The sequence below is a fragment of the Streptomyces albiflavescens genome (genome assembly GCF_014645835.1).
Lineage (GTDB): Bacteria > Actinomycetota > Actinomycetes > Streptomycetales > Streptomycetaceae > Streptomyces > Streptomyces albiflavescens.
The window spans coordinates 65,284-92,204 of the sequence record NZ_BMMM01000001.1; the positions used below are offsets into that span (position 1 = coordinate 65,284).

At 70.6% G+C, this 26,921-nt stretch carries 22 protein-coding genes; 9 read left to right on the top strand and 13 right to left on the bottom strand.

Features of this window, described 5'->3' with window-relative positions; genetic code table 11:
• Window positions 1-37 precede the first annotated feature (37 nt).
• Window positions 38-1,369 (top strand): enolase C-terminal domain-like protein, encoded by a 1,332-nt coding sequence (locus IEY95_RS00275; protein ID WP_189184571.1) that lies wholly within the window; start codon window positions 38-40, stop codon window positions 1,367-1,369.
• A gap of 64 nt (window positions 1,370-1,433) precedes the next feature.
• Here IEY95_RS00275 and IEY95_RS00280 read toward each other — a convergent pair whose 3' ends face one another.
• The gene (locus IEY95_RS00280; protein WP_189183755.1) at window positions 1,434-1,634 is read right to left on the bottom strand and encodes a hypothetical protein; all 201 of its coding nucleotides are present in this window, start codon (window positions 1,632-1,634) and stop codon (window positions 1,434-1,436) included.
• Between the two features lie 149 nt (window positions 1,635-1,783).
• Here IEY95_RS00280 and paaK point away from each other — a divergent pair, with 149 nt between their 5' ends.
• Window positions 1,784-3,088: a phenylacetate--CoA ligase PaaK gene (paaK, locus tag IEY95_RS00285; protein ID WP_189183756.1), complete on the top strand. Its 1,305-nt coding sequence runs from the start codon at window positions 1,784-1,786 to the stop codon at window positions 3,086-3,088.
• Window positions 3,089-3,279: 191 nt separating this feature from the next.
• Here paaK and IEY95_RS00290 read toward each other — a convergent pair whose 3' ends face one another.
• Window positions 3,280-4,815 carry an acyl-CoA synthetase gene (locus IEY95_RS00290; RefSeq protein ID WP_189183757.1) on the bottom strand — a complete coding sequence of 512 codons (1,536 nt, stop codon included), beginning with the start codon at window positions 4,813-4,815 and terminating at the stop codon, window positions 3,280-3,282.
• A gap of 199 nt (window positions 4,816-5,014) precedes the next feature.
• Here IEY95_RS00290 and IEY95_RS00295 point away from each other — a divergent pair, with 199 nt between their 5' ends.
• Complete coding sequence (locus IEY95_RS00295) at window positions 5,015-7,444, top strand: penicillin acylase family protein (protein ID WP_189183758.1); 2,430 nt, start codon at window positions 5,015-5,017, stop codon at window positions 7,442-7,444.
• 40 nt (window positions 7,445-7,484) lie between these two features.
• Here the strand turns inward: IEY95_RS00295 and IEY95_RS00300 are convergent, their stop codons facing one another.
• From IEY95_RS00300 to IEY95_RS00315, 4 genes are all read right to left on the bottom strand, one after another.
• Window positions 7,485-8,366 (bottom strand): RNA polymerase sigma-70 factor, encoded by an 882-nt coding sequence (locus tag IEY95_RS00300; RefSeq protein ID WP_189183759.1) that lies wholly within the window; start codon window positions 8,364-8,366, stop codon window positions 7,485-7,487.
• A 30-nt stretch (window positions 8,367-8,396) separates the two neighbouring features.
• Window positions 8,397-9,317 carry an NAD-dependent epimerase/dehydratase family protein gene (locus IEY95_RS00305; RefSeq protein WP_189183760.1) on the bottom strand — a complete coding sequence of 307 codons (921 nt, stop codon included), beginning with the start codon at window positions 9,315-9,317 and terminating at the stop codon, window positions 8,397-8,399.
• 138 nt (window positions 9,318-9,455) lie between these two features.
• Window positions 9,456-11,006: an acyl-CoA synthetase gene (locus tag IEY95_RS00310; RefSeq protein WP_189183761.1), complete on the bottom strand. Its 1,551-nt coding sequence runs from the start codon at window positions 11,004-11,006 to the stop codon at window positions 9,456-9,458.
• On the bottom strand, window positions 11,003-12,115 hold the full coding sequence (locus IEY95_RS00315; RefSeq protein WP_189183762.1) for an NAD(P)H-dependent flavin oxidoreductase: 1,113 nt from the start codon (window positions 12,113-12,115) through the stop codon (window positions 11,003-11,005). Before IEY95_RS00315 ends, IEY95_RS00310 begins: the two co-directional genes overlap by 4 nt.
• A gap of 171 nt (window positions 12,116-12,286) precedes the next feature.
• Here IEY95_RS00315 and IEY95_RS00320 point away from each other — a divergent pair, with 171 nt between their 5' ends.
• Window positions 12,287-14,071, top strand: coding sequence for a serine hydrolase domain-containing protein (locus tag IEY95_RS00320; protein ID WP_189183763.1), 1,785 nt, complete (start codon window positions 12,287-12,289; stop codon window positions 14,069-14,071).
• Between the two features lie 74 nt (window positions 14,072-14,145).
• Here the strand turns inward: IEY95_RS00320 and IEY95_RS00325 are convergent, their stop codons facing one another.
• The 6 genes from IEY95_RS00325 to IEY95_RS00350 form a co-directional block, all read right to left on the bottom strand.
• Window positions 14,146-15,708, bottom strand: coding sequence for a phytoene desaturase family protein (locus tag IEY95_RS00325; protein ID WP_189183764.1), 1,563 nt, complete (start codon window positions 15,706-15,708; stop codon window positions 14,146-14,148).
• A gap of 117 nt (window positions 15,709-15,825) precedes the next feature.
• The gene (locus tag IEY95_RS00330) at window positions 15,826-18,102 is read right to left on the bottom strand and encodes a serine/threonine-protein kinase (RefSeq protein ID WP_189183765.1); all 2,277 of its coding nucleotides are present in this window, start codon (window positions 18,100-18,102) and stop codon (window positions 15,826-15,828) included.
• A gap of 65 nt (window positions 18,103-18,167) precedes the next feature.
• A complete protein-coding gene (locus IEY95_RS00335; protein ID WP_189184572.1) occupies window positions 18,168-18,965 on the bottom strand; it encodes an oxygenase MpaB family protein in 798 nt (265 codons plus the stop codon).
• Between the two features lie 69 nt (window positions 18,966-19,034).
• A complete protein-coding gene (locus IEY95_RS00340; protein WP_189183766.1) occupies window positions 19,035-20,213 on the bottom strand; it encodes an acyl-CoA dehydrogenase family protein in 1,179 nt (392 codons plus the stop codon).
• 117 nt (window positions 20,214-20,330) lie between these two features.
• Window positions 20,331-20,729, bottom strand: a complete 399-nt coding sequence (locus IEY95_RS00345; protein WP_189183767.1) for a four-helix bundle copper-binding protein — start codon at window positions 20,727-20,729, stop codon at window positions 20,331-20,333.
• 57 nt (window positions 20,730-20,786) lie between these two features.
• On the bottom strand, window positions 20,787-21,188 hold the full coding sequence (locus IEY95_RS00350) for a nuclear transport factor 2 family protein (protein WP_189184573.1): 402 nt from the start codon (window positions 21,186-21,188) through the stop codon (window positions 20,787-20,789).
• 85 nt (window positions 21,189-21,273) lie between these two features.
• Between IEY95_RS00350 and IEY95_RS00355 the strand changes: the two genes are divergently transcribed.
• From IEY95_RS00355 to IEY95_RS00365, 3 genes are all read left to right on the top strand, one after another.
• On the top strand, window positions 21,274-21,861 hold the full coding sequence (locus IEY95_RS00355) for a PadR family transcriptional regulator (RefSeq protein WP_189183768.1): 588 nt from the start codon (window positions 21,274-21,276) through the stop codon (window positions 21,859-21,861).
• Window positions 21,862-22,140: 279 nt separating this feature from the next.
• Window positions 22,141-22,836, top strand: coding sequence for a type 1 glutamine amidotransferase domain-containing protein (locus tag IEY95_RS00360; protein WP_189183769.1), 696 nt, complete (start codon window positions 22,141-22,143; stop codon window positions 22,834-22,836).
• A gap of 5 nt (window positions 22,837-22,841) precedes the next feature.
• Window positions 22,842-23,453: a TetR/AcrR family transcriptional regulator gene (locus IEY95_RS00365; RefSeq protein WP_189183770.1), complete on the top strand. Its 612-nt coding sequence runs from the start codon at window positions 22,842-22,844 to the stop codon at window positions 23,451-23,453.
• A 14-nt stretch (window positions 23,454-23,467) separates the two neighbouring features.
• Here the strand turns inward: IEY95_RS00365 and IEY95_RS00370 are convergent, their stop codons facing one another.
• A complete protein-coding gene (locus IEY95_RS00370; RefSeq protein WP_189183771.1) occupies window positions 23,468-24,502 on the bottom strand; it encodes a LacI family DNA-binding transcriptional regulator in 1,035 nt (344 codons plus the stop codon).
• 111 nt (window positions 24,503-24,613) lie between these two features.
• Here IEY95_RS00370 and IEY95_RS00375 point away from each other — a divergent pair, with 111 nt between their 5' ends.
• Window positions 24,614-25,768: a Gfo/Idh/MocA family protein gene (locus IEY95_RS00375; protein WP_189183772.1), complete on the top strand. Its 1,155-nt coding sequence runs from the start codon at window positions 24,614-24,616 to the stop codon at window positions 25,766-25,768.
• Window positions 25,769-26,253: 485 nt separating this feature from the next.
• On the top strand, window positions 26,254-26,868 hold the full coding sequence (locus IEY95_RS00380; RefSeq protein ID WP_189183773.1) for a DUF1326 domain-containing protein: 615 nt from the start codon (window positions 26,254-26,256) through the stop codon (window positions 26,866-26,868).
• The last annotated feature ends 53 nt before the right edge of the window (window positions 26,869-26,921 follow it).

Here is a 26,921-nt window from a genome sequence, read left to right on the forward strand (position 1 = left end):
GACTTCGATGAGCATGAACACGAGCATCAGTACAAGCATGAACAAGCAGCCGACCGTCACCGAGTTCTCCGTCTATCCCGTCGCCGGCCGGGACTGCATGGAGCTGAACCTCTCCGGCGCGCACGGCCCCTACTTCACCCGCAACGTCGTCGTCCTCAAGGACTCCGAGGGCCGTACCGGTCTCGGCGAGGTCCCCGGCGGGGAGAAGATCACCCGGACGCTGCGGGACGCCGGGTCCCTCGTCGTCGGCGCGAAGGTGGGCGACTACCAGCGCGTCCTGCGCGAGATCGGGGACCGCTTCGCCGACCGTGACGCCGGTGGACGCGGCGCGCAGACATTCGACCTGCGGACCACCGTCCACGCCGTCACCGCCGTCGAGTCGGCGCTGCTGGACCTGCTCGGGCAGCACCTCGACGTGCCGGTCGCGGCGCTCCTCGGCGACGGCCAACAGCGGGACTCCGTAAGAGTGTTGGGCTATCTCTTCTACGTCGGCGACCCCAACCGAACCGACCTGGACTACGTCCGTGAACCTGACGCGGACGTGGACTGGTACCGCATCCGGCACGAGGAGGCCCTGTCGCCCGAGGCGATCGTCCGGCAGGCCGAGGCGGCCTTCGACCTCTACGGCTTCCGGGACTTCAAGCTCAAGGGCGGTGTCCTGGAGGGCGCAGAGGAGGTCCGGGCCGTCCGCGCGCTCAAGGAACGCTTCCCCGAGGCCCGGATCACCCTCGACCCCAACGGCGCCTGGTCGCTGCGCGAGGCCATCGAGCTGTGTACACCCCTGGTCGGCACGCTCGCCTACGCGGAGGACCCTTGCGGAGCCGAGGACGGCTACTCCGGGCGCGAGATCCTGGCCGAGTTCCGGCGCGCCACGGGACTGCCGACCGCGACCAACATGATCGCCACCGACTGGCGGCAGCTGACCCACGCCCTGGCGCTGCAGTCGGTCTCCATCCCGCTGGCCGACCCGCACTTCTGGACGCTGCAGGGCTCGGTGCGCGTGGCCCAGCTCTGCAACGCGATGGGCCTGACCTGGGGCTGCCACTCGAACAACCACTTCGACATCTCGCTCGCCATGGTCACGCACTGCGGAGCGGCGGCCCCGGGCGAGTACAACGCCCTGGACACGCACTGGATCTGGCAGGAGGGCCTGGAGCGGCTCACCGTCTCGCCGCCCCGCATCGCCGACGGCGAGATCGCCGTCCCCGACGCCCCGGGCCTGGGCCTCCAGCTCGACATGGACCGCCTCCTCGCGGCGCACGAGCTCTACCGCGAGAAGGCGTTGGGCGGCCGGGACGACGCGATCGGGATGCGGTACCTGGTCCCGGGCTGGGAGTTCGACGCGAAGCGTCCCTGTCTGGTGCGCTAGCCACTGGCCCGGCCTCGCGGCGCGGAGCGCCACGGGGCCGGACGGTGTTCGCCGGAGTGCCTGGCTACATGCCTCGGCCGGCTTCCTCGGCGATGCGCTCCAGCCGATCACGATGGCTCTCCCACCACGCCGAGTCGCCGGAGGCCATGTTGTCGCCGCCCTTCCTCAGTCCCGCGACGCCGTCGATGAGTTCGCGGACGAACAGGGCATCGCGGGCGTCCCGCAGGTAGAGGTGGAGGTCTGCCTTGGGATCTGATCCGGCCATCGCGCCAGTCTGCGCCGGCGCGATCTTTGTCCACCGAGTTTGTCACCGACCTCTTGCACTGAGCCATGACACCTGAATTACTGATCCTGAACAGCTCGACCGAATGATCGGTCGCCCGTAATCGTGCGGTTGGTGAGGGAGAAGTCCCTATGGCGGATTCCAGGGACCCGAAGGGTCTGCTCGACGCCGGAGAGCGGCTCGACGCGGACGGATTGCGGGAGCTCCAGCTGGAGCGACTGCGGGCGTCGCTGCGGCACGCGTACGAGAACGTGCCGTTCTACCGGGAGTCCTTCGACAAGGCGGGGGTGCGCCCGGACGACTGCCGCGCGCTCGCCGACCTGGCGCGATTCCCGTTCACGGTCAAGGGCGACCTGCGCGAGAACTACCCGTACGGAATGTTCGCCGTGCCGCAGGACCGGATCCGGCGCATCCACGCGTCGAGTGGTACGACCGGCCGCCCCACGGTCGTCGGCTACACGGAGAACGACCTCTCCATGTGGGCCGACATGGTGGCCCGCTCGATTCGCGCGGCGGGCGGACGCCCGGGTGACAAGGTCCATGTGGCGTACGGCTATGGGCTGTTCACCGGCGGACTCGGCGCACACTACGGCGCCGAACGGCTCGGTTGTACGGTGATCCCCGCCTCCGGAGGCATGACGGCCCGTCAGGTCCAGCTGATCCAGGACCTGAAGCCCGAGATCATCATGGTGACCCCCTCGTACATGCTGACGCTGCTCGACGAGTTCGAGCGGCAGGGCGTCGACCCGCGGGGCACCTCCCTGCGCGTGGGGATCTTCGGCGCCGAGCCGTGGACCGAGGAGATGCGGCGGGAGATCGAGGAGCGGTTCGCGATCGACGCGGTGGACATCTACGGCCTGTCGGAGGTGATCGGCCCGGGTGTGGCACAGGAGTGCGTCGACACCAAGGACGGGCTGCACATCTGGGAGGACCACTTCTATCCGGAGGTCGTCGACCCGATCACCGGCGAGGTGCTGCCGGACGGCGAGGAGGGCGAGCTGGTCTTCACCTCGCTCACCAAGGAGGCCATGCCCGTCATCCGTTACCGGACCCGGGACTTGACGCGGCTGCTGCCCGGGACGGCGCGGGTCTTCCGCCGGATGGAGAAGATCACCGGCCGCAGTGACGACATGGTGATCCTGCGGGGCGTCAATCTCTTCCCGACGCAGATCGAGGAGATCGTGCTCCGCACGCCGGGCGTCGCCCCACACTTCCAGCTGCGTCTGACCCGTGAGGGCCGCCTCGACGCACTCACCGTGCGGGCCGAAGCGCGGTCCGGCGCCACACCCGAGATCCGCGAGGCGGCCGCACAGGCCATCACGACGGCCGTGAAGGATGGCATCGGCGTGTCGGTCATGGTCGAGATCGTCGAACCGGAGTCGCTGGAACGGTCGGTGGGGAAGATCAGACGGATCGTGGACCTGCGTCCGCATTGAGGCTCGCCAGAGCGACCTTCCGGGATCACCCCGCGCACGCGCCGCCTCGTGCTGCCGGCCCACTGCGGCAACATGGCCTCCTTTACCGTGCTGCACGCCCTGCGTGACACGCCGGCCGACGCCTGCGAGCCCGGGAGTTGGGGGTGTCGTGCTCGCGGTGGGCCCCGGACTCGCCTACGAGACCGTGCTGTTCAGGCATCCGCAGAAGGGCTCGAAGAAGAGTCGGAAGACTGGTCCGCGAACCGGTCCCGCAGCTCCCGCTTGAGGATCTTCCCGCTCGCGTTGCGCGGCAGTTCGTCCACGAACAGGACCCGCTTGGGCGCCTTGAAGTGGGCGAGCTTGCCGCGGGCGTGGGCGATGAGTTCGGCCTCGGTGACCTCGCCCCGGGGGACGACGACGGCGGTGACCGCTTCGATCCAGCGCTCGTCGGCGAGACCGATCACGGCCACTTCGGCGACCTGGTCGTGTGTGTAGAGGGCGTCCTCGACCTGGCGTGAAGCGACCAGTACGCCACCGGAGTTGATGACGTCCTTCACCCGGTCGACGACGGTGAAGTAACCGTCGTCGTCCCGCACGGCGAGGTCCCCGGAGTGGAACCAGCCGTCGCGGAAGGCTTCGGCCGTCTCCTCGGGCTTGTCCCAGTAGCCCTCGCACAACTGCGGTGAGCGGTAGACGACTTCACCGGGTGTCCCGTCGGGCACGTCCTTGCCGTTCTCGTCGACCACTCGGGCGTCCACGAAGAGGACGGGACGTCCGCAGGAGTCCATCCGCCCCTTGTGCTCGTCGGGTCCGAGGACCGTGGCCAGGGGGCCGATCTCGCTCTGGCCGAAGCAGTTGTAGAAGGCCAGTTTCGGCAGCCGTTCGCGCAGCCTCTCCAGGACCGGCACCGGCATGATCGACGCGCCGTAGTACGCCTTGCGCAGCCCGCTCAGATCGCGCGTCGTGAAGTCGGGACGGTTCGACAGGCCGATCCACACGGTGGGCGAGGCGAAGAGGCTGTCGGCGCGGCCCGTCTCGATCAGGTCGAAGAGCTGGTCGGCGTCGGGCGAGTCGAGGATGACATTCGACGCGCCGACCGCGAGATACGGGAGCAGGAACACATGCATCTGTGCCGAGTGGTAGAGCGGCAGCGAGTGCACGGGGAGGTCCCCCGCGCTCAGGTCGAGGGCGGTGATCGCGCTCAGGTACTCGTGCACCAGGGCGCGGTGCGTCATCATCGCGCCCTTCGGAAGGGCCGTCGTGCCCGACGTGTAGAGCAGCTGCACGAGCGTGTCGCCGCGCGGCTCGGCGCCGTCGTACGGTGGGGCTGTGTCCAGCCGGGCGAGCAGTGAGTCGTCGGCGTCGCGCAGCGGCAACCAACGTACGCCGCACGGGAGTTGACCGGCGAGGTCGGGGTCGGCCAGGACCAGCGTGCTCCCGGACTGGTCGACGATGTACACGAGGTCGTCGCCGGTCAGGTTCTGGTTGACCGGTACGTGCACGAGTCCCGCGCGGGCGCAGGCGAGGAAGCCGATCAGATACGCGTCCGAGTTGTGGCCGTAGGCGCCGACCCGGTCGCCGGGGGCGAGCCCCTGGTCGAGGAGCACGCTCGCGGCGCGGGAGACGGCCTCGTCGAGTTCCGCGTAGGTCCAGGAGCGTTCGCGGTAGTCGAGCGCGACGCGTGCCGGGGTGCGCCGGGCGCTGCGTCGCAGCACCCCGTCAACCGTGCTGCCGTGTCCAGGCGTCATGACACATGATCCTCGGTCCGCGGCGCGGGGAGGTCAAGGAGAAGGCAGGGACGACGTCAAGGATGGGGACACGGGACGACTTCGAGCCGGACTCGAAGGGCCGGAACCGATGCAGGGAGATCGTGACAGCGACCCCGCCGCCGCACATACCCGTTGGTACGCTCAACCACCCCTTCCCCCCATGATGTTGGGAGGCACGATGCGCACCCGCCTGAGACGCTTCGTCGTCATGGCCGTGGCCCTGCTCACCGCCACGGCTTCGCTGCCCGCCGCCGCGGCCCAGCGACAGGGCCGTCAGGAACATCCCTCGCACGGCGGCCTGTCGGCCGTGATCCGCTACACCGAGTACGGCATCCCGCACATCGTCGCGAAGGACTACGCGAACCTCGGCTTCGGCACCGGCTGGGCGCAGGCCAACGACCAGGTGTGCACCCTCGCCGACGGCTTCGTGACCGTGCGCGGCGAGCGGTCCCGCTTCTTCGGGCCCGACGCGGCACCCGACGGCTCGCTGTCCTCGGCGGCAAAGAACCTCTCCAGCGACCTGTACTTCCGCGGGGTGCGGGAGACGGGCACGGTGGAGAAACTGCTGGCCGAGCCCGCACCGCTGGGGCCGAGCCGCCAGGTCAAGGACCTGATGCGCGGCTGGGCGGCCGGCTACAACGCCTGGCTCGCCCGGAACCGGATCACGGACCCCGCATGCCAGGGCGCCGCCTGGGTCCGCCCGGTCACCGCCATGGACGTGGCCGCACGCAACTTCGCGCTGGCCGGCCTCGGGGGCCAGGGCCGCGCGGTCGACGGCATCACGGCCGCACAGGCGCCGACGACGTCCACTGTCACGAGTACACCCGGCAAGCAGAGCACCGCCGCCCCCGACGCGAAGCAGACCGCCGAAGCCGCGCGGGAACTCTTCGACACCGCGGACATGGGATCCAACGCGGTCGCCTTCAGCGGTGCCACGACGGAGAACGGCCGCGGCCTGCTCCTCGGCAATCCGCACTACCCCTGGCAGGGCGGCCGCCGCTTCTGGCAGATGCAGCAGACCATCCCCGGTGAGCTGAACGTGGCGGGCGGTGCGCTGCTCGGCTCTGCGACGATATCCATCGGGCACAACGCGCACGTGGCATGGAGCCACACCGTCGCGACGGGCGTCACGCTCAACCTCCATCAGCTGACGCTCGATCCGGCCGATCCGACGACGTATCTGGTGAACGGCACGCCGGAGCGCATGACCAAGCGGACCGTGACCGTCGATGTGAAGGACGGCACGCCGGTGACGCGCACCCAGTGGTGGACCCGGTACGGCCCGGTTGTCACCTCACTGGGCACGCAACTGCCGCTCCCCTGGACCGCCACGACGGCGTACGCGCTGAACGACCCGAACGCGGCCAACCTCCGCGCCTCCGACACCGCGCTCGGCTTCAGCAAGGCCCACAGCACGGCCGACGTCCTCACGGCCCTCCGGCACACCCAGGGGCTGCCGTGGGTGAACACGATCGCCGCCGATTCGGGCGGCCACTCGCTGTTCACCCAATCGCAGGTACTCCCGCGCATCACGGACGAGTTGGCGCAGCGCTGCTCGACGTCGCTGGGCAAGGTCACCTATCCGTCGGCGGGTGTGGCGATCCTCGACGGCTCGCGCGGGGACTGCGCGCTGGGCAGCGACCCGGACGCCGTACAGCCGGGGATCTTCGGGCCCGCGAAGATGCCGGTGCTCACGGACGCGCCGTACGCGGAGAATTCCAACGACAGTGCCTGGCTGGCCAATGCGGACCGGCCACTGACCGGGTACGAGCGGGTCTTCGGCACGATCGGCACGCAGCGCTCGACGCGCACGCGCGGCGCGGTCGAGGACGTCACGGCGATGGCCGCGAAGGGGCGTCTGACGGTACGGGACCTTCAGGCGCAGCAGTTCGCGAACCGGGTGCCCGCGGGTGATCTCGTGGCGGACGACGCGGCGCGTGCGTGTGCCGCACTGCCGGGCGGCACCGCAACGGGCAGTGGCGGCAAGGCCGTTGATGTGACCGAGGCCTGCGCTGTGTTGGGGTCGTGGGACCACACCATGAACATCGACAGCCGGGGCGCGCTGCTCTTCGACCGGTTCTGGCGGAAGCTGACGGCCGCGGTGCCGGCCGCGCAGCTGTGGAAGGTCCCGTTCTCGGCGGCGGACCCGGTCCGTACCCCGAACACGCTCAACAGCGATGCGCCGGGCTTCACCACGGCCCTCGCGGACACGGTGACCGAGTTGCGTACGGCGGGCATCGCGCTGGACGCGCGGCTCGGCGCGAACCAGTTCGTCGTGCGCGGTGAGCAGCGCATTCCCGTGCCGGGTGGCACGGAGTCACTCGGCGTGTGGAACAAGGTCGAGCCGGTGTGGAACCCGGCGGCCGGTGGATACACCGAGGTCACCACCGGGTCGTCGTACATCCAGGCAGTCGGCTGGGACGGCAGCCGCTGCCCGGTCGCCCGCACCCTCCTGACGTATTCCCAGTCGTCGAACCCGAACTCGCCGCACTACAGCGACCAGACGCGGCTGTTCTCGGGCGAGCGGTGGGTGACGTCGCGGTTCTGCGAGAAGGACATCCTGTCCTCGCCGGGGCTGCGGGTGATCCGGGTCGGCGACCACCGCTGACCACAGGGGGCGCGGCGTACGGACGCCGCGCCCCCACGCGTCACAGCGCCATGTGCCCCAGCTTGTCGGGGTTGAGCACCGCGTAGACGCCGTCGATGCGCCCCTCGCGCACGGAGACGGTGACGACCTGCTCGACACCGTCGACCGTCAGCGCCAGCGCGGGCGCCCCGTTCGCGTCCACGACGCGTGCCGCGCCGAACGGATAGCGGGCGACCAGACCGGCCATGAACGCGATCACGTGCTCGCGCCCCTCGATCGGGCGCAGCGCCGCCCTGACCTTGCCGCCACCGTCGTTCCACGCGACCACGTCCTCGGTCAGGAGGTCGGTCAGGCCGGCGAGGTCACCGCCCTGCGCGGCGTCCAGGAAGCGGATGAGCAGTTCGGCGTGTTCGGAGTCGGAGAGGGTGAACTTGTCGCGCCCGGAGGCGAGATGACGGCCCGCGCGGTGGTGCATCTGGCGACAGTTGGCGGGTGTCGTGTCGAGGACGCGCGCGATCTCGTCGTACGGCAGCTCGAAGGCCTCCCGCAGGACGAACACGGCGCGCTCCGGCGGCGACAGACGCTCCATCAGATGCACGGTCGCATAGGCCACGGTGTCGCGCAGCTCGGCCGTGTCGAGCGGGCCGAGCGCCTCCGTCGCGACGGGCTCCGGGAGCCACGGCCCGGTGTACGCCTCCCGGGTCACGCGGGCCGAGCGCAGCTGGTCCAGGGCGAGCCGGGAGACGATGGTGATGAGAAAGGCGCGCGGCTCGCGGATGTCCGCCCGGTCGGTGCTCGTCCAGCGGAGGTAGGCGTCCTGGACGACGTCCTCGGCGTCCCACATGCTGCCGAGCAGCCGGTAGGCGAGGCCGAGCAGCAGCGGGCGGTACGCCTCGAACCGCTCGGTCGCCGCAGCTTCGCCCGCCGTCTCGGAAGTCTCCAACTCACGTTCCTTTCCTCCTGGTTGTACGCCTTACCGGGGGGTCGTCGCGCCATTCAACTCGGCCGCGAATCCCTCGCGCCAGGAGGCGTACCGGGGCCGCCAGTCGAGGGTGAGCACGGCGCGGGCGTTGTCGGCTCCGCGCAGTCCGTTCATGAACGCCACCCCCCAGCCGCCGACGGCGAGCCGTGCGAGCGCCGCCGGCGCCTTCTTGGGCTGCGGGGCGCCGATCACGCGGGCCAGCTCGGGCAGCCACTCGCGCAGCGGCGCCGGGTGGTCGTCGACGATGTTCAACGGGCGGCTCGCGGGCTTGTCGAGCGCGGCGATCACCGCGGTGGCCGCGTCATGGGTGTGCGTGAAGGAAAACACCGAGTGTCCGCCGCCGACCAACGGGACCTTCCCCGCCCCGACCTGCCGCATGAAGGAGCCGTCGGGGGCGTAGATCGTGCCGGGCCCGTAGAGGTGCCCGAAGCGCAGGACCGTGCCGCCGGCGTCGGCGGTGCGCAGTTCCAGCTCCTTGAGCGCCTCGAGCACCGGCACGAACTGCTTCGGCGGACGCTGCCACAGCGGGGCGTCCTCGTCCGCCGCGCCCTGACCGGCCGGGTCGTAGGCATACGCGAGTCCCTGCGCGACGAACTTCTCGACCCCGGCGTCGTGTGCGGCCTCGTAGAGATTGCGGGTGCCCTCGGTGCGCAGCCGGTTGGTCAGGGCGAAGTCGCGGGCCAGGTGGCGCGGGTCGATGGCGGCCGGGATGGCGGTGAGCATGTTGACCACCGCGTCGGGGGCCGCCTCGCGGACGGCCCGGTGCAGGGCAGAGCGGTCGAGGGCGTCGGCGGCGACGGTGCCGTCACCCGGCGTACGCGACAGGGCTACTACGTCATGGCCGACCGAGGTGAGCAGCGGGACGAGCGCCCGCCCGATGACTCCGGTGGCTCCGGCGACGAGTACACGCATGGCAATCCATCTCCTGATGTCGGGCCCCCGGGCAGTCCGGTGAACGGCTCCCGGGGGCGTTTCGGCATCAGGACGGGCGAGTGCGCCTTGGTGTGACAGGTCGCGAATGTGACCTGCGCCACAACAGTGGAGCCTGTGTCACACCGCCCGTGAGCGGCCCTCCCAGTACGGATCCCGCAGCCGCCGCTTGTACAGCTTCCCGTTCGGATCACGCGGCATGGCCTCGATGAAGTCGACACTCTTGGGACGTTTGTACCCGGCGAGCTGCCGCTCGCAATGGTCCAGGACCGCGGCGGCGAGGGCCGGGCCCGGCTCATGGCCGGGGGCGGGCTCGACGACGGCCTTGACCTCCTCGCCCCAGTCGTCGTGCGGGATACCGAAGGCGGCCGCGTCCGCGACGGCGGGGTGGGAGAGCAGCGCGGCCTCGATCTCGGCCGGGTAGATGTTGACTCCACCCGAGATGATCATGTCGATCTTGCGGTCACGGAGGAAGAGATAGCCGTCCTCGTCGAGGTAGCCGAGGTCTCCTACGGTGAAGAAGTCGCCGATGCGGTTCTTCTTCGTCTTGGTCTCGTCCTTGTGGTACGAGAATCCGCCGGTGCTCATCTTCATGTAGACGGTGCCGAGTTCACCGGGCGGCAGTCGGTTGCCGTCGTCGTCGAAGACGGCGAGTTCGCTGATGGGCCACGCCTTGCCGACCGTGCCGGGCTTCTTCAGCCAGTCCTCGGCGGTCGCGAAGGCGCCACCGCCCTCACTGGCCGCGTAGTACTCCTCGACACTGTGGCCCCACCACTCGATCATGGCTCGTTTCACATGGTCCGGGCACGGGGCGGCGCCATGGATGGCGTGCCGCATGGACGACACGTCATAGCGCGCCCGCACCTCGTCGGGAAGCGCCAGCAGACGGTGGAACTGGGTCGGGACCATATGGGTGTGCGTGCACTTGCGGGCGTCGATGACACGGAGCATCTCCTCGGGCGTCCACTTGTCCATCAGCACAAGACGATGACCGATGTGCAGGGACGCGCCGGCGAATTGCAGCACCGCGGTGTGGTAGAGCGGCGAGCAGACCAGGTGCACGTTGTCGCCGTAGGGCTTGATGCCGAAGATGCCCAGGAAGCCGCCGAGGTACGACTCCTCGGGGAGTTTGCCGGGCAGTGGGCGCCGGATGCCGCGGGGGCGCCCCGTGGTGCCCGAGGTGTAGTTCATGACCCAGCCGAGGGTGCGGTCCGTCGGCGCCGACTCGGGCTGTCCGTCGAGGAGTTCGACGTACGGCCGGAAGCCCTCGACCGAACCGACCGCGTAGCGATGCGTGGCCGGGACCTTCGCCTCGTCCGCGGCGTGCCGGGCGGCGTCCGCGAACCGCTCGTGGGCGATGAGCACCTTCGCACCCGAGTCGGAGACGATCCAGGCGATCTCGGGGCCGACGAGGTGGTGGTTGACGGGGACGAGATAGAAGCCGGCCTGCGAGGCCGCGAGGTAGGCGACGAAGAACTCGACGCCATTGGGCAGGACGACCGCGAAGGCGTCGCCGCGTTCGAGGCCCGCGGCGCGCAGCCCGTGGACGAGTCGGTTGGCCGCGGCGTGCAGCCGTCCCGCTGTCCATTCCTCTCCGCGCGGCGTGACGAGGGCGATGCGCCCGGGGTCGGCGGCGGCCTGGGCCCAAAAACCGTTCGGCGGCGTGCTCACGACTGGGCGCTCCTTCCGGCAATGCGGTCGATGCGATCGACGGCCTGCTCGAAGCCCCGTGTCAGGTCGTCGAAGACGGCCTGGACGCTGCGTTCGCTGTTCATCCGGCCGACGATCTGTCCGACGGGCGTGCCGAGCAGTGGCTCCACCTCGTACTTCTGGATGCGCGAGACCGCCTCGGCCACGAGCAGCCCCTGGAGCGGCATGGGGAGCGTGCCGGGGCCGTTCGGGTCGTCCCAGGCGTCGGTCCACTCGGTGCGCAGCTGGCGCGCCGGCTTACCGGTCAGGGCGCGGGAGCGGACCGTGTCGCCGGAGCCGGCTGCGAGCAGTTTCCGGGTCACGGCGCGCGAGTGCATCTCGGCCTCGGTGACGGTCAACCACACGGAGCCCAGCCACACGCCTTGGGCGCCGAGGCTGAGCGCGGCGGCCACCTGCTGTCCGCTGCCGATGCCACCGGCCGCCAGCACGGGCAACGGGTCGACGGCGTCCACGACTTCGGGCGTGAGCACCATCGAGGCGATCTCGCCCGTGTGCCCGCCCGCCTCGTACCCCTGGGCGACGACGATGTCGATGCCGGCCTCGGCGTGCTTGCGCGCGTGCCGGGCGCTGCCCGCGAGCGCGGCGACCAGGACGCCTTTGTCATGGGCGCGCTCGACCACGTCGACGGGTGGTGAGCCCAGCGCGTTGGCGAGCAGTTTGATCGGATAGTCGAAGGCGACGTCGAGCTGGGTGCGGGCGACCTGCTCCATCCACCCCGTGATGCGCCACCCCGACGCTTCGCCCTCGGCGAGTTCGGGCACGCCGTATTTCGCGAGGGTGTCCTTGACGTACTGCCGGTGCCCCTCGGGGATCATCGCCTCGACATCGGCCTCGCTGACGCCCTCGACCTTCTTGGCGGGCATCACGACGTCCAGTCCGTAGGGCCTGCCGTCGACGTTCGCCTCGATCCAGTCGAGGTCGCGTTTGAGGTCGTCGGGTGCGGTGTAGCGGACCGCGCCGAGCACACCGAATCCGCCCGCGCGGCTGATGGCCGCGGCGACGGCGGGAAACGGCGTGAAGCCGAAGATGGCGTGCTCGACTCCCAGTTTCTTGCTCAGCTCCGTCTGCATGGCCGCAGGATGCCGCAGTCCTCCGGACGAGGGAAGGGGTTTTCTGATGCTCCGTCAGATTCCTTCAAGCCATCCAGGGAGTCTTGACACACCCACGCCTGACAGGAAAGTTTCACTCCGCAAGGCGAACCGGGAAAGATACTTTCAGGCGGCGCGGCGGGAGGCCTCTCGATGACCGAAGGTGCGAAGGACAGAGCATGCGACGGGCTGACCCGTCGTCAACTGGGCCGAAGAGTACTGGCCGTGGGCGGAGCCCTGGCCGTCGCGCCTTTCCCGGCAGGACCGGCGGCGGCCTCGGACGCGTCCGGTCGCCCGACACTGTGTCACGGTACGGCCGAGCGCGCGGGTCTGCTGCCGGAGCACCTGCGCCAACTGGTCACCGACGCGGAGGCGTTCCTCGGCCCCTCCCCCAAGCACCCCTGGTACGCGAGCGCCGTGCTCCTTGCCGGACGCGGCGGGACCGTGGCCCTGCATCAGCCGATCGGCATGGCGGTGCGCTACTCGGCGTACGACGAGAAGACGGACACCGGCGTCGAGTTCCCGGCCGATCAGCAGATCGCGGCCGCCGGGGACACGGTCTACGACCTCGCCTCCGTCTCGAAGCTGTTCACCTCGATCCTCGCCGTGCAGCAGATGGAGCGCGGCGCCCTGGAACTGGAGGCGACGGTCGCCTCGTACCTCCCGGAGTTCGCCGGCGGCGGCAAGCAGGACATCACGATCCGCCAACTCCTCACCCACACCTCGGGATTCCGCGCCTGGATCCCTCTCTACAACGCGCCGACCCGCGAGGGAAAACTCCAGCTCATCTGGGACGAGGCACCGCTCAACCCGCCGGGCACCAAGTACCTCTACTCGGACCTGAATCTCATCTCGCTCCAGCTGGTGCTCGAGAAGATCAGCGGCCGCAGCCTCGACGCACTCCTCCACGACGAGATCACCGCCCCGCTCGGCATGCACCGCACCCGCTACAACCCGCCCGCCTCGTGGAAACCGAAGATCGCGGCCACCGAGGACGCCCGGCTGCCCTGGTCGGGCCTGAACCGCGGGCTCGTGTGGGGCGAGGTGCACGACGAGAACGCGTACTCCCTGGGTGGGGTGGCGGGTCATGCGGGCGTCTTCTCCTGCGCGTGGGACCTCGCGATCCTCGGCCGTACGCTGCTGAACGGCGGCACGTACGGCAAGGCGCGCATCCTGAAGCCGGAGACGGTGGACCTGATGTTCACCGACTTCAACACCGCCTTCCCCGGCGACGAGCACGGCCTCGGCTTCGAGCTCTACCAGCACTGGTACATGGGCGCGATGGCCACGCCGCGCACCGCGGGCCACACCGGCTTCACCGGCACCTCGCTCGTCCTCGACCCGACGACCGACTCCTTCCTGATCGTCCTCGGCAACTCCGTCCATCCGGTGCGCGGTTGGCGATCCGGTTCCGCTCCCCGGGTCGCCGCCGCGAACAACCTGGCGCGCGCCGTACCGGTGCGCCCCGCGCGCGGCCGCACGTCCTGGTTCTCCGGAATGGCGAGCGCGGCAACGGCGACACTGACGCTGCCCGTGCTCGACACCACGGCGGGCCCCGCGCGCATGGACTGCGCCCTGTGGTGGGACACCGAACCCCAGTCGGACCCGCTCTTCCTGGAGGCCTCGGCCGACGACGCGACGACCTGGCAGCCGGTCCCGTTCAGGACGGTACTGCCGGGCGAGGACCCGCAGGAGCATCCGGCCGGTACGGCCACCGGCTGGTCGGGGCGGGTGTGGCACCGGCTCACCGCGGACCTGCCCCGGGCGCAGCGGCTCGCGCTGCGCTGGCGGTACACGACCGATCGGCTGTACGTCGGCCGTGGCGCGTACGTCGACGGGCTGCGGGTCGAGGCCGGGGACCGGGTCGCCTTCGACGAGGCACGCCCTGCTGACGCCGCGCGGATCGAGGCGGTGGGTTGGGTGGCATCCCGGGACTGAAGGCGAGCGGCCGCACAGCGAGGTCGAGAGCGGCCCGGTCTCTTGATCACGAGCGTGGTCAACGCCCGTGATCACTACACCTGGGCTTTGTCCTCCAGCACCGCCATCGCCGCGTTGTGCCCGGGCACCCCGCTCACGCCGCCGCCCCGTACCGCGCCCGCCCCGCACAGCAGCACGTTCGCGTGCCGGGTCTCGACGCCCCAGCGGCCCGTACCTTCCTGCGCGTACGGGAAGGCGAGGTCGCGGTGGAAGATGTTGCCGCCGGGCAGCCGCAGGTCGCGCTCCAGGTCGAGCGGGGTCTTCGCCTCGATGCACGGGCGGCCGTCCGCATCGGTCGCGAGGCAGTCGGCGAGCGGTTCGGCGAGGTGCGCGTCCAGCTGCGCCAGCGTCGACTTCAGCAGCTCCTCCCGTACGGAGTCGTTGTCGCGCTCGAACAGTCGGGCGGGTGTGTGGAGGCCGAAGAGGGTGAGGGTCTGATAGCCCTGCTCGACCAGGTCCTGGCCGAGGATGCTCGGGTCGGTGAGCGAGTGGCAGTAGATCTCGGAAGGCGGGGCGGTGGGCAGCTCCCCGGACGCCGCCTGGGCGTGGGCTCGTGCCAACTGCTCGTAGCCCTCGGCGATGTGGAAGGTGCCGGAGAACGCCTCGCGCGGGTCGACGGACGCGTCGCGCAGCCTCGGCAGCCGCTTGAGCAGCATGTTCACCTTGAGCTGCGCGCCCTCGGCCGGGGTGGGCGGCTCATCGCCTGTGAGGTGCGCGAGCTCCTGCGGCGACGCGTTGACGAGGACGTGCCGGGCGGCGACGACGCCCTCCCCGTCCACGGTCCGGTAGGTGACCTCGGCGGCCTCGCCGTCCGTCTCGATCCGCAGCACCTCGTGGCCGGTGGCGATCACTGCGCCCGCGTTGCGCGCCGCCGCGGCGATCGCGTCGGTGAGTGCGCCCATGCCGCCGACGGGCACGTCCCAGGCGCCGGTGCCGCCGCCGATCACGTGGTAGAGGAAGCAGCGGTTCTGCCGCAGCGAGGGGTCGTGGGCGTCGGCGAAGGTCCCGATGAGGGCGTCGGTCAGGACGACACCGCGTACGAGATCGTCGGCGAAGTACTCCTCGACGGCCGTGCCGATCGGCTCCTCGAAGAGCATCCGCCAGGCGTCCTCGTCGTCGATGCGACCGCGCAGTTCGTCGCGCGCCGGGAGCGGCTCGATGAGCGTCGGGAACACCCGCTGGGCGACGCGGCCCGTCATCCCGTAGAAGCGCTGCCAGGCCTCGTACTCGCGGTCCGATCCGGTCAGCCGGGCAAAGGCCTCGCGGGTGCGCCGCTCGCCGCCGCCGACGAGCAGTCCGGTGGGCCGGCCGTCGCGCTCGACGGGCGTGTACGACGAGATGGTGCGCCCACGGACCCGGAAGTCGAGGCTCAGATCCCGGACGATCTTCCGGGGCAGCAGGCTCACCAGATACGAGTAGCGCGACAGGCGCGCGTCGACCCCGGCGAACGGCCGGGTGGACACGGCGGCGCCCCCGGTGTTCCCCAGGCGCTCCAGCACCAGCACGGACCGGCCGGCCCGGGCCAGGTAGGCGGCGGCGACCAGTCCGTTGTGGCCCCCGCCGACGATCACGGCGTCGTATCCCTCGTGTGCAGGCATGGTTCTTCGTAGCACGTGATGATCTAGGTCGGCCAGGGGTGCGCGGCAAGCGGCGGGCACCCGGACGAGGAAGTGGACACCTCGGCGCAGGCGTGGTGCCCCGAGGCGGGGAGAAGCTCAGTGCCCCCCGGCCGCCCGCTGCTGCCGTAACGCCGCCACCCGCCGATACAGTTCGACGGCCTCCTGGCCACGCCCCAGCTGCTCCAGGCAGTGGGCCTCGTCGTTCCGGCTGGCGAGGGCGTCGGGATGGTCGGCGCCGAGCACCCGCTCGCGGGCGGTGGCGACGCGGCGGTACTCGATGAGCGCGTCGCCCCAGCGGCCCAGCCAGCCGAGGCCGACGGCGACCTCTCGGCGGCTGACGAGGGTGTCCGGGTGGTCGGCGCCGAGGACACGCTCGCGGATGGCGCAGACGTCGCGGGACTCGGCGAGGGCCTCCTCCCAGCGGCCCATGCGGCCGAGGTTCACCCCGAGGCCGTGCCGGGCGCGCAGGGTTTCGGGGTGCGCGGGACCGTGCACCCGGGTGCGGTCGTCGATCAGGTCGCGGTACAGCTCCAGAGCCTGCGCACTGCGGCCTAGCCGGCCGAGGCTGATGCCTACCTCGTAGCGGGCGGCCAGCGTGTCCGGGTGGTCGGGGCCCAGCGCCTGCGCACGGGCCTCGGCCACCTCCTGGTAGGTGTGCAGAGCCTCGGGCCAGCGCCCCAACTGGCCGAGCGCGTAAGCGACTTCGTACCGGGTGACGAGCGTGTCGGGGTGGGTCGGGCCGAGCACCCGGGCGCGGGCGGCGGCGACCTCGGTCGCCATGCGGTACGAGTCCTCCAGGCGCCCGAGCCTGCTCAGGTTGAAGGCGAGGTTGTGACGGCAGCGCAGGGTGTCGGGGTGGTCGGGCCCCATCGCGCGCTCCCGGACGCCGAGCACGGACGTGTAGGCCTGGTGCGCCTCGAAATGGCGCCCCAACTGGCCCAGTACGTACGCCATTTCCTGGCGGGCTGCCAGTGTGTCGGGGTGGTCGGCGCCGAGCACCCGCTCCCTGACCTGGGCGACATGGGCGTACTCGCGCAGCGCCTCGGCCGGGCGTCCGGTGCGGCTGAGGGTGAAGCCGACCTCGTACCGGCTGGCGAGCGTGTCGGGGTGGTCGGGCCCGAGGGCGTGTTCCCGTTCTGCGGCGACCGCGCGGTGCACCTCGCCCGCCTCGGTCCACCGGCCGAGCCGCCCCAGGCTCAGACCGGCGTTGTGCCGCCCCACCAAGGTGGTGATCAACTCCGGTGAGGGGGTGGGCCGTTCGTGGCGCTCGGGCTCGCGTGCGAGGGCCGTGGAAGGGCGGGCGATCCACTCTCCGGTGAGGCCCGCGGCCGCGTCCGGCGGGGTGGTGCGCAGTCCGGCGCCGGTCGCCTTGTGACCGGTGGTCATGCCCCGGGTCCAGGACGGCAACCGGGGTTCGCGGGACGGCGGCAGTTCGGGGCGGGACGCCGCGGCCGCCGAGGGACCCTGCTCCGCGGCGGGGTGCCGCAGGGCCGGGGTCACCACGGTCGGCACGTACACGGGTGTGGTGCGGCCCGCGCTGATGCGGCGGCCGAGTTCACGGGCGTCCTGCGGGCGCTGGTCGGGCCGTTTGGCGAGCAGGTCCAGGATGATCTTCTCGACGTACTCGGGGAGTTCGGCCCGGTGGCTGCGGGGCGGTGCGGGCGGCGTGTCACGGTGACCCACGAGGACGGCCCAGGCGTCGTCGAGGTCGAACGGCGGCGCCCCGGTGGCGATTTCGTAGAGCACGCATCCGAAGGAGTACAGGTCGCTGCGCTGGTCGACATGGGCGCCGCTGATCTGTTCCGGCGACATGTAGTGGGGGGTGCCCATCGCGATGCCGGTGCCGGTCAGCCGTGCCGTGAAGCCGATGTCATGGCCGAGCCGAGCGATCCCGAAGTCGCAGATCTTCACCGTGCCGTCGGCGAGTCGCATGATGTTCGCGGGCTTCAGGTCCCGGTGCACGATGCCCTGTTGGTGGGTGTACGCGAGCGCGGCGGCGACCTGCTCGGCGATCTCGACGACATCGGCGACCGGCAACGGATGCTGCTTGTTGTCCTCCAGGAGCTGGCTCAGATTCCGGCCCTCCAACAGCTCCATCACCAGATACAGCACGCCGTCCGACTCGCCGAAGTCGTGGACGACGGTCACCCCGCGGTGCTGGAGAGCCGCGGCCACCCGGGCCTCCCGCCGAAACCGCTCCCGCAGGACACGAGTGAAGGACTGATCGTGGTGCGGGCCGAGCGGCTTGAGGCACTTGACCGCCACCTGCCGGCCCAGCGACTCGTCGCGCGCCCGCCACACCTCGCCCATGCCGCCACGCCCGATCAGATCGAGCAGTCGGTACCGGCTCTGGATCAGCCTGGTCTCCGCCATCTCGTGCGATCGCCCCCGTCGCTGCTCAGCCCCGCGCCCTCCCCCGGTCCGTCCAGTATGGCGACCTATCTGCCGACTTTGTATGGCGCGGGGCGCGAGCCGGGGCCGAGCCGTGACATGGCGCGCACAATGTGTTTGGGCGGGAGTTGCCAGCGCAGACGTGCGGGAATACAGCGCAGCAAGGTGCCCGTGACACGCAGGCGCCGAGTCACTGCGGCGGGCGGCGGGGCCGCCCTGCCGTACAACTCGTGGGCGTACGGCGGCAGAGAGGCGTACGCCAGATGCGCCACGCGCCGCCACAGCAGTGCGCGCGCCGGGACGAGCAAGGGGTGGGTCGGCGGACGCACCAGGAAGTCGTCCACCTCCCGCGCCTCGGGCCCCGCCGCCAGCTCCGGCTGCACCTTCTCGAAGTAGGCCGCCAACTCCGCCTGATTCGCGGGCACGTCGGCGGGATCCAGCCCCACCAGCCGGGCGCTGACGCGGTGTTCACCGATGTAGCGGTCGGCCTGCGCGTCCGTGAGACGGAACCCCGACCGGCGCAGGACATGCAGATAGGAGTCGATCTCCGCGCAGTGCACCCACAGGAGCAGCTCGGGTTCGTCGATCCGGTACCGCTCCCCGGTGCCCGGGTCCGTGGCCTTGAGCATCGTATGGATCTTCCGCACCCGCGCGCCCGCCTTCTCGGCGGCTGCGCCGGTGCCGTACGTGGTCGTCCCGACGAAGTTCGCGGTCCGCATCAACCGGCCCCAGGCGTCGCGTCGGAAGTCCGAGTTCTGCATGACCCCGCGCACCGTGCGCGGGTGCAGGGCCTGGAGATAGAGCGCGCGGATCCCGGCGACCCACATCATCGGGTCGCCGTGCATCTGCCAGGTCACCGAGGAGGGTCCGAAGAGCCCCGGGTCACCAGTCTGAAAGGCCTCCACACCAGCAGGCTAACGCCGGACCCGCGGCATCCCCAGACCGATCCATGAGATGATTTCGCGCTGGATCTCGTTGTTTCCGCCGCCGAATGTGAAGATCACCGCCGATCGGTAGCCGCGTTCCAGTTCGCCGTGGAGGACGGCTCCGGTGGAACCCTCCTTGAGGACGCCGGGTGCGGCGACGACCTCCATCAGCCAGGCGTAGGCGTCGCGGCGCGCCTCGGAGCCGTACACCTTGACGGCGGAGGCGTCCTGCGGGGTGAGGGTGCCTTCCTGGACTGCGTTCACCATCTGCCAGTTGAGGAGTTTCATGGCGTCGAGCCTGGTGTGGGTCTGGGCCAGGCGGCGGCGCACCCACGAGAGGTCGATGACGCGGCGGCCGTCGGCGAGCTTGGTCTCCATGGCCCAGCGCTGGACGTCGTGCAGGGCGCGGATCGCCATGGTGCCGTGGGCGGCGAGCGTGACGCGTTCGTGGTTGAGCTGGTTGGTGATCAGCCGCCAGCCCTTGTTCTCCTCGCCGACCCGGCGCGAGACGGGGACGCGGATGTTCTCGTAGTAGCTCGCGGTGGTGTCGTGCGAGGCGAGGGTGTTGATGATCGTGCACGAGTAGCCGGGGTCCGAGGTCGGCACCAGGAGCATGGTGATGCCCTTGTGGGGCGGGGCGTCCGGATCGGTGCGGACGGCGAGCCACACCCAGTCGGCGGTGTCGCCGTTCGTCGTCCAGATCTTCTGCCCGTTCACGACGTACTCGTCGCCGTCCCTCACCGCCTTGGTCTTGAGCGCGGCCAGGTCCGTGCCCGCGTCCGGCTCGCTGTAGCCGATCGCGAAGTCGATCTCGCCGGAGAGGATCTTCGGCAGGAAGTACGCCTTCTGCTCCTCCGTGCCGAACTGCATGATCGTCGGACCGACGGTGTTCAGCGCCATCAGCGGCAGCGGGACGCCCGCCTGGGCCGCCTCGTCGAAGAAGATGAACTGCTCCATGGGGCTCAGCCCGCGCCCGCCGTACTCCTTGGGCCAGCCCACGCCGAGCCAGCCGTCGCCGCCGAGGCGGCGGATGGTCTCACGGTAGAAGCGCTTCTGCGCGGCCGGGTCCGCGTAGCGGGCGTAGGCGTTGTCCGGCACCAACCGGGCGAAGTAGCCGCGTAGTTCGGTGCGCAACCGCTGCTGCTCCGGCGTGTATTCGAGATGCACGGCGCCTCCTGGCTCCCCAAGGCCGACCTGACGGCGCACACCGTAGAACGCGTTTCAGAAATTGGGAATGGCGATGCGCGTTCCACGACCGGGACCGGGCTTTCCCACGCACTGTCCTCAGCGCAGCGTCGCGAGGAAATCCGTGCACGCCTGGGCGCATTCGCGGCAGGCCTTCGCCCCGTCCTCCGCGCCGGCATACCGGTCGAAGGCCTGCGCGCACTCCAGGCAGACGGTGCGGCACCACTCCACGCGGGCGCGGATGCCGTTCTCGTCCTGGAGCTGTTCGGACAGTACGAGACAGGTCGCGTCGCACACTTCCGCGCACATGACCCCCTTGCGGCGCAGGAGTTCCTGTTCCCGTGGCCCGTCCGGATCCATCACACTCGCGCGCAGCGCGCACGCCCGCGCGCACTCGGTGCAGGCCTGCGCGCAGGCGAAGCGGTCCTCCAGGAACCGGATGGACTCCCGCTCGGATTGCCGGTATCGCTGATGCTGCTGAGATGTCGTCGATGTCACCAGGCACGGGTAGCCGGGGGGAATCGCGTCAAACCCTGAGCGCCGCAGGAGCGTTGCCTACGCGCCCGACGCCTCCGCCGCCTCGCGCGAGATCCGCTCGAACTGCGCCCCCATCGCCTCGGAGAGCGCCTGGGCGGCGGTCAGCGGGCGGACCATGACCATCAGGTCGTCGATCCGGCCGTCCTCGTCGAAGTGCAGGAAGTCGCAGCCGTTGATCTCCTTGTCTCCCACCTTCGCAACGAAGAGCAGCGCGTGGTCCCGGCCGTCGGCACCGGCGATCTCACGGACGTACCGGAAGTCGGTGAAGACGCGGGAGACGCCGCGCAGGATGGCCGCGGTGATCGCCTTGCCCGGGTAGGGCTTGAAGGCGACGGGGCTGGTGAACACGACGTCGTCGGCCAGCATGTCCTCGATCGCGGCGAAGTCTCCCGCCTCCACGGCCTTGCGGAAGGAATGCATCACGCCCGCCTCTCTTGATACTCAACTAATTGATTAGGTGCGCATCAGATTAGTCGCGGGGATGTGCGCCGTCTAGCCTTGGGGCATGGCATTGCGCAACGCGGTCCTGGCCGCGCTTCTGGAGGGCGAGGCGTCGGGATACGACCTGGCCAAGGGGTTCGACGCGTCGGTGGCCAATTTCTGGATGGCGACTCCACAGCAGCTGTACCGGGAGCTGGACCGGATGGAGTCCGAGGGGCTCATCGAGGCCCGACTCGTCCAGCAGGAACGTCGGCCGAACAAGCGGGTGTTCTCCCTCACCGAGGCGGGCCGCGGCGCCCTGCGCGCGTTCACCGCCGAGCCGGCGAAGCCCCCGGCCATGCGAGATGAGTTGATGGTCAAGGTCTACGCCGTCGACGAGGGGGACGACGAGGCCGTACGGGCGGCGATCACCGAGCGACTCGAATGGGCTCGCGGCAAGCTGGCCCACTACGACCGGATCCGTGCCCGGCTCCTCGACGGGCGCACCGAGGACGAGTATCTGGCCGGGGCCGATCGCGTCGGCCCGTATCTCACGCTGATGGGGGGCCGCGCGTACGAGCGGGAGAACATCCGTTGGGCCGAGCAGGCTCTGCTGATCCTGGAACAGCGCGCCTCCGTACCGCGACAGTTCGGCTCCCCCGGCACTGCATGAGTGTCGCTCCCCGGTTCCCGGCCAGCCATTGGAAGTCCTATACCTGCAAACGGCTTCCCTATTGGTCACCTATGTCCGGCCCGCATACCGTCGAGGACATCGCCGCACTGACGATCTGAGCGCGCAGCGTCAGGGCGTTCGACCGCCTGCACCCGTTCAGGGCGTTCGACCGCCTGCACCCGTTCAGGGCGTTCGACCGCCTGAGCCCGTTCAGGGCGGCGTACGACCAAGACACCGCCCTCAGGTCCGTCAGGGCCCGCACCCTCGGAGAGACACACCATGTCAAAGATCCTTTTTGTGATGACCGGCGTCGACTACTGGACGCTCGCCGACGGCACCCGGCACCCGACCGGCTTCTGGGCCGAGGAGGCCGTCGCCCCGTACGAGGCCTTCAAGGCCGCGGGCCACGAGGTCGTCGTCGCCACGCCGGGCGGCGTCGTGCCGACCGTGGACAGGGGCAGCCTGGCGCCCGAGGTGAACGGCGGTCAGGAAGGCGCCGACCGGATCGAGAACGTCCTTGCCTCGATGGTCGAACTCCAGCAGCCGATCAAGCTGGAGGAGGTGGACCTGGACGACTACGCGGCCGTCTTCTACCCCGGCGGCCACGGCCCCATGGAGGACCTCGCGGTCAACGCCGACTCCGGACGGCTCCTCACCCTTGCGCTCGACTCGGGCAAGCCGCTCGGCGTGGTGTGCCACGCCCCGGCCGCGCTGCTCGCCGCCACCCGCGAGGACGGCGGCAACGCCTTCGCGGGCTACCGGGTCTCCGCCTTCACCAACGCCGAGGAGACCCAGGCGGGTCTCGCCGACAAGGCCAAGTGGCTGCTCCAGGACCGGCTGGTCGAGGCGGGCGTCGACTTCCAGGAGGGTGAGCCGTGGGCCCCCAAGGTGGTCGTCGACCGCAACCTGGTCACCGGCCAGAACCCGTCCTCCTCCGCCCCGCTCGCGGCCGAGCTGCTCAAGAAGCTGGGCTGACCCTCATGGCCACCGACCGGCTCGACGAGGTCCTCGACGCCGCCTACGACTGCCTGACCCGGTACGGCGTACGGCGCACAACGATGGACGACATCGCCTCCACCATGGGCGTGTCCCGCTCGGCGGTCTACCAGTACGTCCGCAGCAAGGACGACGCCTTCCGCCGCCTCGCCGCACGCCTGCACGAGCAGGCGCTCGGCCGGGCCCGGGAGGCGGCCGCCGAGGACGCCCCGCCCGCCGAGCGCGTGCGGGGCGTCCTCGCCGCCAAGCTCGACCTGGTGCTGCAGCTGGCCGGCGCCTCCCCGCACACGGCCGAACTCCTCGACGAGAAAGCCCGGTTGTTCGGCGACGTCTGCCACACCTTCACCGGGGATCTGCGTCGCCTCCTGATCGCCCTCTTCGCCGAGGCGGTCTCCCCGGCCGGCGTCGAGCCCGCGGAAGCCGCCGACATCTGCCTCGCCCTGGTCGTCGGCCTGGAGTCGGCGCCCGACAGCAGGCGCCTGCTCGCCCCGGCGACGGACGCGTTGCTGACCGGGTTGCTGGGCGCCTCGGTCGGGCCCGGTCCGGCTCGGCCCAACTCGCTCCAAGAGGGGGCCAGTTGCGCTACGGGGCCGTAGCCGAGCACTGCCGATCAGCTCAATGCCACCGCCGTTTTGGCACCGGCCCGACCGCGCGGTGGTGCCGTGGTACCGCGGACTTCGAGGGTCGGGGCGGTGAGGACGACCTCGCCGGGGCGGGCGGGGTCGTCGATCCGGTCGAGCAGGCACTGGGCGGCGCGGCGGCCGACGTCATGGCTGGCGTTGTCCACCGTGGTGAGCCACAGGTGCCGCAGGCGTGAGAGGTACGTGTTGTCGTAGCCGACGAGGGAAAGGTCGCGCGGCACCTGGAGGCCGAGCTCCTCGGCGGCCGACAGGGCGCCGACACAGGCTATGTCGTTGAACGCGAAGACGGCGGTGGGGCGTTCAGGGGCGCTGAGCAGCCGGACCGTGGCCCGGTAGCCGCCCTCCTCGGTCAGGTCGCCCTGCTCCACGATCGCCGCCTCGGCCGGTCCGTGCTCGCGCATGACCGCCTCGAAGCCGCGGCGGCGCAGCTCACCGACCATGCCCTGCCCCGCGATGTGGGCGATACGCCGGTGGCCCAGGCCGATGAGGTGCTCGGTGGCGAGGCGGGCGCCGCGCTCGTCGTCACCCGCGACGATGTCCACGCCGGGCAGCACGGGCTCCCGGGCACCCGCGACCACGGTGGGAATCCGCCCGGCCGCCGTACGCAGTGCCTCGGAGACCGGCAGCGTGCCGACGGCGATCAGCCCGTCGACCCCCAGGTCCATGAAGGTACGGGTGAGGTCTTCGCCGAGACGCCGGGTGAGGTGGCCGTCGGCGAGCAGCATGTGCAGCCCGGAGTCGTGCAGCCGGGAGTTCAGGCCGTCGAGCAGCTCCACGAACCAGGGGTTGCGCATGTCGTTGAGGAGCACCCCGACCGTACGGGTGCGCCGTTCGCTGAGGCTGCGCGCGGCGGCGTTGGGCCGGTAGCCGAGCTCCTCGACGGCGGCCAGCACGGCCTGCCGCTTCTCGTCACGGACCTGGTCGGAGCCGCGCAGCACGAGGGAGACCAGCGACTTCGACACTCCGGCCCGCTCGGCGACGTCGCGAATCGTCGGTGCTCTCATGGTCTGGACCGTTCCACACGGCGGTCGAGGTTGTCAAAGGGCTTGACACCTCACACAACGACGTTCAATGTGAGGCCCGAACTTGTTGGACCGGTCCAAAGAGAGGCAGTCATGGTGCGTTCGCTCGGCGTTGCCGTCGTGGGGTTCGGCTGGATGGGACGGGTGCACACCCAGGCGTACGCCCGCGTGCCGCACCATTTCCCGGGGCTCTCCCTGCGGCCCGAGCTGGTCGCCGTCGCCGACGAGGTGCCCGGCCGCGCCGAGGAGGCAGCGGCCCAGTACGGCTTCGCCACCGCGGCCCGGGACTGGCGTGAGGTCGCCGCCGACTCCCGGGTCCAGGCGGTGAGCATCGCCGCGCCGAACTTCCTGCACCGCGAGATCGGGACCACCATGGCCGAGGCGGGCAAGCACATCTGGATCGAGAAGCCGGTGGGCCTGACCGCCGAGGACGCCCGCGCGGTGTCGGACGCGGTGGCCAAGGCCGGGGTCCAGGGCACCGTCGGCTTCAACTACCGCAACGCGCCTGCCGTCGCCGCAGCCCGCGAATTGATCGCCTCGGGCGAGCTCGGCGCCGTCACCCATGTCCGCATCCGGCTGTTCAGCGACTACGCGGCGCATCCTGAGGGCGCGCTGACCTGGCGGTACGAGCGGGAGCGGGGCGGCAGCGGGGTCCTGGGGGATCTGGCCTCGCACGGCGTCGATCTGGCGCGCTTCCTGCTCGGCGAGATCGCGGCGCTGACCGCGGACACCGCGATCTTCCTGCCGGAGCGGGCCCGCCCTACGGGCGCGACCGCCGGTCACACACGCGCGGCAGGCGGTGAGCTGGGCCCGGTGGAGAACGAGGACTACGTCAACTGCCTGCTGCGCTTCGCCTCCGGCGCGCGGGGCGTGCTGGAGGCCTGCCGCGTCTCCGTCGGCGAACAGAACAACTACGGCTTCGAGGTGCACGGCACGAAGGGCGCGGTCTTCTGGGACTTCCGGCGGATGGGCGAACTGGGGGTCAGCCGGGGTACGTCGTACCAGGACCAGCCGGTCAGCACCGTGTACGTCGGTCCGGGGGACGGAGAGTACGCGGCTTTCCAGCCGGGCTCGGCGAACGCCATGGGCTACGACGACCTCAAGGTCATCGAGGCGCACCACTTCCTGCGCTCCATCGCTGACAACACCCCGTACGGCGCGACGCTGGTTGACGCGGTTCACAGCGCGGCCGCGCTGGACGCCATGTCACGCTCGGCCGAGCGGGGAACTTGGGTGTCACTGGCCTGAGGACGCGGGGGGCGTACTCCCCCACGCCGACCTGGCCCATCGCCGCCGTACGGGCCGGAAGCCGGTGCTGTGCGAGAAGCCGGACTAGGCTGAGAAGTGCTCGGGCGGCCGCGCGCACCGAGGGATTCGCCTAGGGCCTGTCGTCACATTCACGTCGTCGCCCGAAGGGCGGCCCCGCGGCGTCTGGTGCGTGCTCTCGGCGTGCCGGGCGGAAGTCCTCGTACTGGACGTACTTGGGCTTTCGCCGGCGAGAGTGCGTGCCAGGCGTCGCGGGGCAGACGGGAATGTGACGACAGGCCCTAGAGGCTCTCCCGATGTCGATCTTGTGGCCGGGCGGGCGCGCCGTATGCGTCCACGGTCCCGTCTTCTCCGGTGACTTCTGGGCGCGGTACGTGGCCGACGTCCGCACCAGGCTGTACGTGCTCTGCCGCCGGGGTACCACTTCGCGTGGTCGGCAGGCTTGCACATCAGGCAGGTGAAGAGAAATGACTTGGAATCTGAGCGGCACCTATCTGGAGAGCTGCAACTGCGACTCCGTGTGTCCATGCACCACCTCGGGCATGACCGCACCCGCAGACCACGAGCGCTGCCAGGTGACTTTGGCGTTCCACGTCGACCGCGGCGAGGTCGACGGTGTGGACGTGTCGGACCGCAGCGTCGTCGTCTTCGCCGACACGCCTCGTGTGATGGCCGAGGGCGGCTGGCAGGTGGCGCTGTATGTCGACGGTTCCGCCGACGACAGCCAGGCGGATGCGCTGGGCAAGGTCTTCTCCGGGCAGGTGGGCGGGCCGATGGCGGCACTCGTCCCCCTCATCGGCGAGGTCCTCGGCGTCGAACGCGTCCCCATCGAGTTCCGCAACGACGGTCGCCGCCACACGGTGGAGGTGGCCGACGCCATCGACATCGCGATCGAGGACCAGGTGGCCCCGCAGTTCGGCGAAGACGGCCCGGTGATGGGGCTGACCGGCATGTTCCACCCGGCGAACAGCACGCTGACCATCGCCCGGTCCACCCGGGCTGTCGGCAAGGGCGTACACGGCCGGTCCTGGGACTTCACCGGCCGCAACGGTCACGCGGCACCCTTCTCGTGGGCGACGTGACCAGAACAACGACCACCGTGCTGCACGGGGCGACATGAGCCCCGGACGGCGCG

Excerpts from the sequence above, each read along its gene's own strand:
- IEY95_RS00275 (WP_189184571.1), top strand. The coding sequence starts at position 38 with ATGAACAAGCAGCCGACCGTCACCGAGTTCTCCGTCTATCCCGTCGCC.
- IEY95_RS00380 (WP_189183773.1), top strand. The coding sequence starts at position 26,254 with ATGACTTGGAATCTGAGCGGCACCTATCTGGAGAGCTGCAACTGCGAC.
- IEY95_RS00355 (WP_189183768.1), top strand. The coding sequence starts at position 21,274 with ATGGCATTGCGCAACGCGGTCCTGGCCGCGCTTCTGGAGGGCGAGGCG.
- IEY95_RS00325 (WP_189183764.1), bottom strand. The coding sequence starts at position 15,708 with ATGCCTGCACACGAGGGATACGACGCCGTGATCGTCGGCGGGGGCCAC.
- IEY95_RS00305 (WP_189183760.1), bottom strand. The coding sequence starts at position 9,317 with ATGCGTGTACTCGTCGCCGGAGCCACCGGAGTCATCGGGCGGGCGCTC.
- IEY95_RS00295 (WP_189183758.1), top strand. The coding sequence starts at position 5,015 with ATGCGCACCCGCCTGAGACGCTTCGTCGTCATGGCCGTGGCCCTGCTC.
- IEY95_RS00350 (WP_189184573.1), bottom strand. The coding sequence starts at position 21,188 with ATGCATTCCTTCCGCAAGGCCGTGGAGGCGGGAGACTTCGCCGCGATC.
- IEY95_RS00335 (WP_189184572.1), bottom strand. The coding sequence starts at position 18,965 with ATGCACGGCGACCCGATGATGTGGGTCGCCGGGATCCGCGCGCTCTAT.
- IEY95_RS00320 (WP_189183763.1), top strand. The coding sequence starts at position 12,287 with ATGACCGAAGGTGCGAAGGACAGAGCATGCGACGGGCTGACCCGTCGT.
- paaK (WP_189183756.1), top strand. The coding sequence starts at position 1,784 with ATGGCGGATTCCAGGGACCCGAAGGGTCTGCTCGACGCCGGAGAGCGG.
- IEY95_RS00280 (WP_189183755.1), bottom strand. The coding sequence starts at position 1,634 with ATGGCCGGATCAGATCCCAAGGCAGACCTCCACCTCTACCTGCGGGAC.
- IEY95_RS00370 (WP_189183771.1), bottom strand. The coding sequence starts at position 24,502 with ATGAGAGCACCGACGATTCGCGACGTCGCCGAGCGGGCCGGAGTGTCG.
- IEY95_RS00375 (WP_189183772.1), top strand. The coding sequence starts at position 24,614 with ATGGTGCGTTCGCTCGGCGTTGCCGTCGTGGGGTTCGGCTGGATGGGA.
- IEY95_RS00290 (WP_189183757.1), bottom strand. The coding sequence starts at position 4,815 with ATGACGCCTGGACACGGCAGCACGGTTGACGGGGTGCTGCGACGCAGC.
- IEY95_RS00365 (WP_189183770.1), top strand. The coding sequence starts at position 22,842 with ATGGCCACCGACCGGCTCGACGAGGTCCTCGACGCCGCCTACGACTGC.
- IEY95_RS00330 (WP_189183765.1), bottom strand. The coding sequence starts at position 18,102 with ATGGCGGAGACCAGGCTGATCCAGAGCCGGTACCGACTGCTCGATCTG.
- IEY95_RS00315 (WP_189183762.1), bottom strand. The coding sequence starts at position 12,115 with ATGCAGACGGAGCTGAGCAAGAAACTGGGAGTCGAGCACGCCATCTTC.
- IEY95_RS00360 (WP_189183769.1), top strand. The coding sequence starts at position 22,141 with ATGTCAAAGATCCTTTTTGTGATGACCGGCGTCGACTACTGGACGCTC.